The following is a 7,065-nucleotide window of genomic DNA, read 5'->3' on the forward strand; positions in this document are numbered from 1 at the left end:
CACTCTCCGCGCGGACGCGGTCCCACCGCTCTCACCCCGGCGCGGAGGGCAGCACGTGACCAGCCTTCGAGCAGCACCCGACCAGGATGGTGGTAGTCCATGGCAGATCATGACCTGACCGGTTTCGACCGTGGCACCTTCACCCACGACGGCATCACCCGCCGGATTCTGCGGCGTGGTGCGGGGCCCGCGGTGATCGTGATGGCGGAAATACCGGGCATCACGCCCAGGGTTTTGGAGTTCGCGGAACGCGTGGCCGCAATCGGCTGCACCGCCGTGCTCCCGGTGCTCTTCGGCACGCCCGGCCGCGATGCCGACCCTGCACACCGAGGCCGGCTGAATTCCGGACTTTATACGGCCTCGTCACTGTGGAAAGTGTGCGTGAGCCGGGAATTCACCCTGCTGGCCACCGGGAAATCCTCACCCGTGGTGACCTGGCTGCGGGCCCTGGCCGCACACGAGCACCAGCGCTGCGGTGGCCCCGGCGTCGGGGCTGTCGGCATGTGCATCACCGGCGGCTTCGCCCTGGCCATGGCCGCCGATGAGCGCCTTGTGGCCCCCGTCCTGTCCCAGCCGTCCCTGCCGCTGGCCCTCACCAAGAGCCGGGCCGGCGGCATCGACATTTCCGCCGAAGACCTCGCCGCCGTCCGGGGCCGCTGCGAGCGCGACGGTCTTCGGGTGATGGCGCTGCGCTTCCGCGGGGACCGGCTGGTACCGGGCGACCGGTTCGCCTTTCTGCGCCGCGAACTCGGTGATGCCTTCACGGCCGTCGAACTGGACGACTCCGCCGCGAACCCCGATGCGGCGCTGCCGCCGCACTCCGTACTGACCGAGCACCTCATCGACGAACCCGGCCAACCGACCCGCGCGGCGTTGGACGAGGTCCTCGACCTCTTCCGTACGCGTCTGCTCGAGCAGCAACGCGGCACGGCCGCAGAAACGCCGACCACTCCGGGAGGGGCGTGATCCCAGGGGATCAGCGCCGCAGGCTTGAACAGTCAGCGGTCTTCGGCGACCATTTCCGGGCCGAGCCAGGCCGGCCGGGAGCGAGATCAGGTGACCGGTAGCGGCGTATCCAGCGCAAGGAATTCGGCGACGACCTGAAGGACCCTTAGCTGACCCGTCACATCCGGGTCCCCAACAGCTTCAAGAGCGACAGCGGACCGGCCGACTGGAAGCCGACCAACCACGGCTTCCGGTGCACCTACGCCAAGGACGCCCCCCGTGAAGTCCGTCTGGAAGCTCACCACCACCGAGAGGGAGAAGAGCGTGCTGTCCTCCATGCTCGACACCTGCACCAACTGATCCCGGAGGTGCGGTCGGCCGCCTCGGGGCCGCTCTCTCCCCAGCGCCCGCTCCAGCCGGCTGCTCCGCTTCGTACAGGTCCCCTGGACGGACGGGCGGGCGGGCGGTGTACGTCACGGCACGATCGGTGTCGTCGACTTCTACGCCCAGGTGGCAGCCTGACCGGATCCCCGCACCTGCCCATGCACGCAGGTGCGGGGATCCGTGCACGCAAGTGGCCCGTCGCCGCCCCGGCCGGGCGGCAACTTCAGAGTGGGCGCTCCCCGTGGGCCGAGTAGCGGTACCGAGTTCTTGGTCGCCGAGCAGAGGCACGCGGGTCTGCGTCGCGAGGCCGGAGCTGGGCGGTATCGGCAGGCAGCGGCCATACGGTTACGGTGTCGGGCTGGGCGGCAACTGATGGCTCTCGGACCGCAGTCGGGGCGAACGGTGCGGCCCGCAGGTTGCTCAGCCGAGTTCGTACTCGAACCACACGCGATGCGTGCCGTCGGACTCCACGGTCAGTCCGCCGGTGCCGGTTATCCCGTCCAGTTCGCCGGTGCCGCTCGACGGCACGATGGTGAAGAATTCGCAGGTGCGGTCGCTGCCGGAGGTCGTCGCCGAGTGCGCGAAGTTGAAGGTCCCGTCGTGGCCGTGCAAGGAGCCTGCGAAGGACTCCATGGCCACGTAGGTGCCGACGCCGGTCGCCTGGTCGAACGCCGCGGTGAACAAGGTCGCGGAGCGACCGACGACCTCTCCCTCGAAGTATTTCTCCATCGTCGCTACGCCCACAGGCAACCCGGTCGGGACGGCAGGGACCGGTACACCTTCGATCGGGACGAAGGCTTTGACGGTGAACGTTCCTGAAGCTCTCATGGCGCCAAGGGTAGGTGTGGGGTCTGACAACGCACGGTCGCCACTGCCCGATCATCGGGCCGCTCCTGGGTGGCCCTTGCCCGAACCGTGGGCAGAGAGGAAGGCCCGTCAGTCCGAAGCCGAGCCGGCCGCATCGCGACGTACGCCGGTGAGGGGAGTGAGCAGGGCGGGGGCAAGGGAGGCGACCGCCTGTCCCACCTTGCCCGTGGGGTCGAGAGAGTGGAGCTTGCCCAACTCCTCGTCCACGCTGAAGTTGAGTGGGCCGTCGGCGGGCATGGCGTGCGCCGTGGGGGCGACGAGGGCCGTGGCCCCGAGGGCGAGGATCAGGGCGGTGAGGGTGCGATGCGTCGTGGTCATGCCGTACTCAACGACGCGCCGGGTACGCGGCAACGTGGTGGCGCACGGGTGGCGGAGTGCGAGGACGGAGAGCCGGCCGAGCCCGTGGCCCGCAGCGTGGCCGCAGGGGGATCGGCGGAGCTCGATGTCGTCTACTCCTCGATGGCTCCGCCGATGCGCCGCAGATGCCGTCGGAACGTGTATGCCGGATCGGCTTCGCGCTGCGCCAGGTAGTCGTCGAAGGCCGTTTGCCGGCGCAGCGTCTCGCCCGTTCGGATCCTGCGGGCCTGTTCACGTTCCGTCTGCCGGATCTGACGTGCCGTTTTCAGCACCTCGTCGACGTGCGCGGCGGCGAGGAACAGGACGCCGTCGTCATCGCCGAGGACGATGTCGTCGCTGTTGACCAGGTGTGGCCCGAACCGTGCCGTCCGCAGTGCGTCGGACTCCCGTTCGTCCAGGCGCACCGGGCCGGGTGGGTAGGTGCCGTAGCTGAACACCGGCAGGCCGATCTCCACCAGTTCCGGGGTGTCACGGTGGAGTCCCCACACCACCAGGCCTGCCGCCCCTGCCGCCTCGGCTTCCAGCACCACCAGATCGCCGATACACGCCTCGTCCGGCCGTCCGCCATTGTCGATGACCAGGACGTCACCTTGCTCAGCCTGGCTGAACGCCTCCAGGAACACATCCACACTGCCGTAGTGCCGCACCGGCAACGCGCGTCCGGCGACCCGGTGTCCAGGGACGACGGCCGCGATGCCGGCCGGCGCCGCGCGCAGCGGTACGTCGCAGCGGATGCAGGCGTCGGCCACCACAGGCGTGGACAGATCGCCGAAGGAACTCAGCATGATCTTCTCCCTGGCTCGGTTCTGTCACGGTCGGTGAGGTACAGGTGCGGCGGGCCGTGCCGGGATCCTACGGGCAGCGAGATCAACGCGTCAGGCGCAGCAGCAACGCGTGAGACTCAGCATCAACGCGTCAGGCGCAGTATCAACGCGTCGGACTCAGCATCAACGATTCAGGCTCAGCAGATCAGCCCCACCACGATCCTGCGGGCCGGACGTTCTCAGCGCCCTGGCCCTGCCAGCACGCGGGCCAAGTCGACGACGTCTTCGGCGACGAGGTCGACCCCCGCAGGGGGATCGACCGGGGCGGCGTCCGGACCCCACTCCAGTGGGCGCGGAATGTAGGCGGTGCGGAGCCCGGCTTTGGCCGCGGCTTCGAGATCGTTGGGATGGCAGGCCACCATGAGCAGCCGTCGCGGCTCCACTTCGAGGAGCTCGGCAGCCAGCAGGTAGACCCGCGGATCGGGCTTGTAGGACCTGGCCAACTCGGCCGACAGGACGCAGTCGAAGCGGAGCCCGGCCTGTTTGGTGAGACGTGCGAGCAGGCCGACTCCTCCGTTGGAGAGCGTCGCGGTGACCACGGGGGTGTTGTGGAGCAGCTCCAGGCCGGGCGCGGCATCGGGCCACGGACGCAGGTGATGCCAGGCCCGTACGAGAGAGTCCCGCTCAGCCTCGCCGAGGGCGTTGAGTCCGTGTTCGGTCAGGACCTCGTCGAGCATCAGCCGATGTAAATCGTCCAAGGGCTGCCAGGGCAGCTGACCGTTCGCGACCTTGCCGACGGTTACGCCGTAACGGAGCCGCCAGGCGTCCGCGACCGCAGCCCAGTCGGCACGCAGCCCGGCCGCGCCACCAACCCCGGCCAGTGCGTCGGTCACGCTCGGCCGCCAGTCGGTCATCGTCCCGAAAACATCAAACACCACCGCGTCAACGGCATCAACGCCCATGGGCAGTTCCCACCCCTCCACTCGACACTGTCGCCCGTGGCCTTGAAGAACGCCCTGAGCGCTCAACACGATACGAAGCGCCGGCGCCCTCCCTCCGAGAATTGTCGCGAGCAATGCGCCGGCGGCTGACCGGACTTGCAGATGCAGGGTGAGAATCAGCCGACACCGGCTGGTCAGGGGTGGGGGAGTGAGCCGTGACTGCGGATCAAGCGCCCGCTGTGCCGCCCCCGCTGTGCCGCCCCCGCTGTGCCGCGCCCGCTGTGCCGCGCCCGCTGTGCCGCGTACCCGGAGAGCAGGCCGTGGCCCCCTCAAAACTTGGCGGCCCATGCGGAAGTTGCGGTGCATCACCATCCGCATCACTACCCGCATCACCGGCCTCGTCCAAGCGGTCCTCATCCTCCACCTCAACGCCGCCGCGCAGTGATGCCGGACGGAGCTGAATTGAGTCATCGCAAACCACTTGCTATTGCAAGTAATGAGCAACAAGCTTGACTGTCCCTTACTGCTTGCCCAGGACGCGGAGCCACGTCATGCCCCACCTGATGCCGGATACTGGACCCCAGCGCGTCATCGCCGCCTCGAACTTCGTCTATACCGTCGGTAGCGGTCTCTACCTGACCGCCGGGGTGCTGTACTTCACTCAGGCGGTTCACCTTCCGGCAAGCCAGGTGGGGCTCGGACTGGGCATCGCCGGTGTCGTCTCGCTGGCCGTGGGCATCGCCGTCGGCCATCTCGCGGACAGGCACGGAGCACGTGGCGTCTACGCGACCACTCTTGTCGTCCAGGCGCTGGCAACGGCCGGCTTCGTGCTGGCGGACAGCTTCTGGCCGTTCGTCCTCGCGGTATGCACAGCTACCGGGGCGCGGGCGGCGGGACTCGCCGCACGCAGTCCGCTCATCAGGCACTACGGAGGGGACCGGCCGCAGCAATTCCGTGCCTATCTCCGGGCTGTCACCAACATCGGCATCTCCCTCGGTGCCTTGCTGGCAGGCTGGGCCGTCCAGGTGGGCACCCTCCCCGCCTACCAGCTTCTGGTCATCGGCAACGCGATCGCCTTCGCAGCCTCCGCGGCCGTCCTGGTCTTTCTGCCGCCGGTCACGCCCGGGCCCCCCGTCGGTGGCCCTCGCTGGATCGCCCTACGGGACCGGCCTTACCTTCTGATCACTGCCCTCGACGGCATCATGGCCATACAGTTCAAGGTGCTCACCGTGGCCATTCCACTCTGGCTGGTGGAGGCCACCACCGCACCGCGCTGGCTCGTTTCGGGCACCATGCTCGTCAACACCGTCATCGTCATCGCGCTTCAGGTACGAGCCAGCCGCAACATCGGTTCCCCCGCGGCTGGTGGAGGCGCCTATCGTCGATCAGGCGTGGCCTTCCTTGTCTCCTGCTCGCTGATCTCGCTGTCCGCAGGGATACCGACGTGGGCTGCCGTAACGCTGCTCATGACCGCGGTGTTGATCCATACGGTCGGTGAGCTGTGGCACTCCGCCGGGGGCTTCGAAGTGTCCTTCGCCCTCGCCCCGGAGCGCGCCACCGGCCAGTACCTCGGCGTGTTCGGCCTGGGTGCCGGCCTGGCCGACGCCGTAGGGCCAACCCTGCTCATCTCGCTCTGCATTACCTGGGGCCGCCCTGGGTGGTACGTCGTAGGAGCACTGTTCGCCCTGACAGGCCTGGCAGCACCTTTCGCCGTCCGCTGGGCACAACGCCATCAGCAGGCTCGGCAGATACACCCTGAAGCTGTGCGGAAGGAGCCGGCCGCCTGAAGAGCGAGGCGCCGGCACCGAAGCCCAAGTGGTCGGCTCCGGAAGTACTTCGGGGGGTTGATCAGGCAGGCAAGGCGACGGAGGGTTCTTCTTGTCGGTCGGCGAGTGTGTGTCGGTCGAGCCGGGGCAGCAGATCGTCCAGGTCGGAGGTGGTGAACTTCCACCGGAGCAGCTGTGCCGTGGCGTTGTAGCGGTCTTCGAATGCTCAGAGCCGGTTCCGGACCTGGGTCAGGTCGGTGAGGTCGTTGGGTGAGACGACCTTGCGCTGGACGATCGAGAAGAAGATCTCCACCTGGTTCGACCACGGCGGCGTGGACGGGGGTGTGGACCATGACCGCGTTCGTAAATGCCGCGTCCAGGCGGTCGATGGCCCTCCTCCCCCAGTGGGAGGAGTCATTGTCGACGATCCGGTAGACGCATTGGGCGCTCGCACAGAGCTCGGTGGCCATGACCTGGGTGACCAGGTTCATAAAGGGCACGATGCCGATGCCGGTCTTGGGTTCGCAGCGGCCGAAGACCTTCGCGTGGTAGACGTCGTAGGCGGCCAGGTAGGCCAGCGCGCCGCGGCGCTGGTGGCCGTGGTTGACGCGCATCGCCCGGGCCTGCCTGGCGCCAGGGTCGGATGGCAGCGGCAGTGGGCCTGGACGGAGGTCTTCTCGCCGCTGGAGATGACGTACTCGTTCGCCCAGGAGCTCGCCCTCGAAGACGCGGGCGTACCGGTCCAGCACACGGGCGGCCTTGACCAGGAAGTTCGGGTCGTGGATGAAGATCCAGGACCGGTGCTGCCAGGGCTCGATCGCGTCGGCCTGGATCCAGCGGCGCAGCGTGGAGGCCGACATGGCCGGGGCGATGGCCTGGGCGGCCACCTTGCGGGCAAGTTCCGGGCACGACCGGCGCGAGAGCGGTGTTCCACTCTCCGCGGGTAATTCGCAGGCCAGCGCCTTAACCTCGGCGACCTGCAGCGGGGTGAACGAGGGCGGCCTGCCCGCCCTGCCCGAGCGCCTGCGGTCGGACAGGGCG

The 7,065-nt window shown here is 68.5% G+C and carries 8 protein-coding genes; 3 read left to right on the top strand and 5 right to left on the bottom strand.

The genetic code is table 11. The features are described 5' to 3' along the window. The first annotated feature begins 99 nt into the window (after positions 1–99). Positions 100–966 carry a dienelactone hydrolase family protein gene (locus DY245_RS16560; protein WP_128508019.1) on the top strand — a complete coding sequence of 289 codons (867 nt, stop codon included), beginning with the start codon at positions 100–102 and terminating at the stop codon, positions 964–966. A gap of 86 nt (positions 967–1,052) precedes the next feature. Here DY245_RS16560 and DY245_RS44425 read toward each other — a convergent pair whose 3' ends face one another. The 5 genes from DY245_RS44425 to DY245_RS16585 all read right to left on the bottom strand — a co-directional run bounded on the left by DY245_RS44425 (position 1,053) and on the right by DY245_RS16585 (position 4,279). After that, positions 1,053–1,283 (bottom strand): hypothetical protein, encoded by a 231-nt coding sequence (locus DY245_RS44425; protein WP_181923712.1) that lies wholly within the window; start codon positions 1,281–1,283, stop codon positions 1,053–1,055. Between the two features lie 466 nt (positions 1,284–1,749). After that, positions 1,750–2,157 (bottom strand): DUF3224 domain-containing protein, encoded by a 408-nt coding sequence (locus tag DY245_RS16570; RefSeq protein ID WP_128508020.1) that lies wholly within the window; start codon positions 2,155–2,157, stop codon positions 1,750–1,752. Positions 2,158–2,265: 108 nt separating this feature from the next. Further along, on the bottom strand, positions 2,266–2,514 hold the full coding sequence (locus DY245_RS16575) for a hypothetical protein (RefSeq protein WP_128508021.1): 249 nt from the start codon (positions 2,512–2,514) through the stop codon (positions 2,266–2,268). 131 nt (positions 2,515–2,645) lie between these two features. Further along, the gene (locus tag DY245_RS16580; protein WP_128508022.1) at positions 2,646–3,338 is read right to left on the bottom strand and encodes an RraA family protein; all 693 of its coding nucleotides are present in this window, start codon (positions 3,336–3,338) and stop codon (positions 2,646–2,648) included. A 218-nt stretch (positions 3,339–3,556) separates the two neighbouring features. Continuing rightward, a complete protein-coding gene (locus DY245_RS16585) occupies positions 3,557–4,279 on the bottom strand; it encodes a haloacid dehalogenase type II (protein ID WP_128508023.1) in 723 nt (240 codons plus the stop codon). Between the two features lie 542 nt (positions 4,280–4,821). Here DY245_RS16585 and DY245_RS16590 point away from each other — a divergent pair. Together DY245_RS16590 and DY245_RS45235 are read left to right on the top strand one after the other, a co-directional pair. Next, positions 4,822–6,045 (top strand): MFS transporter, encoded by a 1,224-nt coding sequence (locus DY245_RS16590; RefSeq protein WP_280524976.1) that lies wholly within the window; start codon positions 4,822–4,824, stop codon positions 6,043–6,045. A gap of 762 nt (positions 6,046–6,807) precedes the next feature. Next, positions 6,808–7,065 (top strand): hypothetical protein (locus DY245_RS45235; protein WP_220377896.1); only part of this gene is annotated, 258 nt, incomplete at its 3' end.

This window comes from Streptomyces inhibens (genome assembly GCF_003389455.1).
Taxonomy (GTDB): Bacteria; Actinomycetota; Actinomycetes; order Streptomycetales; family Streptomycetaceae; genus Streptomyces; species Streptomyces inhibens.

What these genes read in the sequence shown, in the direction of transcription:
- DY245_RS16560 (WP_128508019.1), top strand. Translation starts at nt 100, where the DNA reads ATGGCAGATCATGACCTGACCGGTTTCGACCGTGGCACCTTCACCCAC.
- DY245_RS44425 (WP_181923712.1), bottom strand. Translation starts at nt 1,283, where the DNA reads ATGGAGGACAGCACGCTCTTCTCCCTCTCGGTGGTGGTGAGCTTCCAG.
- DY245_RS16570 (WP_128508020.1), bottom strand. Translation starts at nt 2,157, where the DNA reads ATGAGAGCTTCAGGAACGTTCACCGTCAAAGCCTTCGTCCCGATCGAA.
- DY245_RS16575 (WP_128508021.1), bottom strand. Translation starts at nt 2,514, where the DNA reads ATGACCACGACGCATCGCACCCTCACCGCCCTGATCCTCGCCCTCGGG.
- DY245_RS16580 (WP_128508022.1), bottom strand. Translation starts at nt 3,338, where the DNA reads ATGCTGAGTTCCTTCGGCGATCTGTCCACGCCTGTGGTGGCCGACGCC.
- DY245_RS16585 (WP_128508023.1), bottom strand. Translation starts at nt 4,279, where the DNA reads ATGGGCGTTGATGCCGTTGACGCGGTGGTGTTTGATGTTTTCGGGACG.
- DY245_RS16590 (WP_280524976.1), top strand. Translation starts at nt 4,822, where the DNA reads ATGCCGGATACTGGACCCCAGCGCGTCATCGCCGCCTCGAACTTCGTC.